This is a genomic window from Vibrio sp. Vb1574, from assembly GCF_033338675.1.
Map to the genome: position 1 here is coordinate 1 of NZ_JAWOTC010000365.1, position 1,131 is coordinate 1,131.

The 1,131-nt window shown below is 50.3% G+C and carries 1 protein-coding gene, 1 pseudogene and 1 riboswitch; the gene and the pseudogene both read right to left on the reverse strand.

Annotation, left to right across the window (positions count from 1 at the left end):
• A pseudogene (locus tag R7O12_RS26210) lies at window positions 1-116 on the reverse strand (ABC transporter ATP-binding protein); the annotation flags it as partial.
• Window positions 106-963: a bifunctional hydroxymethylpyrimidine kinase/phosphomethylpyrimidine kinase gene (gene thiD, locus R7O12_RS26215; protein WP_318126986.1), complete on the reverse strand. Its 858-nt coding sequence runs from the start codon at window positions 961-963 to the stop codon at window positions 106-108. The gene thiD and the pseudogene R7O12_RS26210, both read right to left, overlap by 11 nt.
• A gap of 96 nt (window positions 964-1,059) precedes the next feature.
• A riboswitch (TPP riboswitch) is annotated at window positions 1,060-1,131 on the reverse strand. This riboswitch is flagged as partial in the annotation.

Sequence of the window (1,131 nt, forward strand, 5' to 3'; positions counted from 1 at the left end):
ACAGTCCATTGACTGGCAGGGATGGTCATACTCAACCCTGCTAATGTTGGTGTTTGGCTGTCTTTGTATTGCAGACTTGCCTCGTTAAGCTGAATGCCGAGTGCATTAGCGCACATGCGTGTGACCTGCAAAAAAGTGGTTCACAGGGCCGTGACCTTTACCGACATCCAATTCATCCGCATGAGCGATGGCTTGGCTGATGTACTGTTTTCCTAAATGCACGGCTTTGTGCAGGTTGTTGCCTTGACCAAGGTAAGACGCAATAGCGGAAGACAGTGTACAGCCCGTACCGTGGGTGTTTTGGGTTGGGAAACGCTTGGCGCTGATTAACTCGGCACTGTTTTGCATGATCAGCAGATCGTTGCTGTTTTCATCTTCTTCAAGGTGACCGCCTTTGAGCAGAATGGCTTTGGCACCAAGCGCACGAAGGTCGTCAATCATGTCACTCATTTCTGCCTCAGATTGAGGTACAGGCTTACCTGTCAGTGCGGCACCCTCTGGCAGGTTAGGAGTGATGATGTCTGCCAGTGGAATTAGTTCTTCTTTTAATGTGCTGATTGCTGATTGCTCAAGTAGCAAATCGCCGCTGGTGGCGACCATGACGGGATCTATCACAAGATGTTTAGGCTGGTACTGTCTGATCTTGCTTGCCACCACTTTGATGATGTTCGAATCCGCCAGCATGCCGACTTTTACCGCCACAATATTGAGATCGGTAAACACCGCATCGAGTTGGCTTTCAACGTGATCAAGTGGGATAGGGAAAATGGCAGAAACGCCTTGCGTGTTTTGCGAAGTGATGGCGGTAATGACCGAGCATGCAAAACTGCCTGTTGCCGACATCGCTTTGATGTCTGCTTGAATACCTGCGCCGCCGCCACTGTCGGAGCCTGCGATGGTCAATACGATAGGGGTAGGTAAGGCTGGCGTCTGATGTGAATAAGGCTGTGATTGCTGCGTCATGGTCGCTCCTACTACAAGACGTATAGGAACTGACTTTGACCGCTGTGGGCAGATCGATTGTTCGATCGTTTCACTCGCCAAAGAGAGGCGGCGAAAGGCAAAGTGTGCATAGTTCCCTACGTCAGTGCTAACTGAATCAGGTTCAACGGGTCTCGAATTTCGATCTCA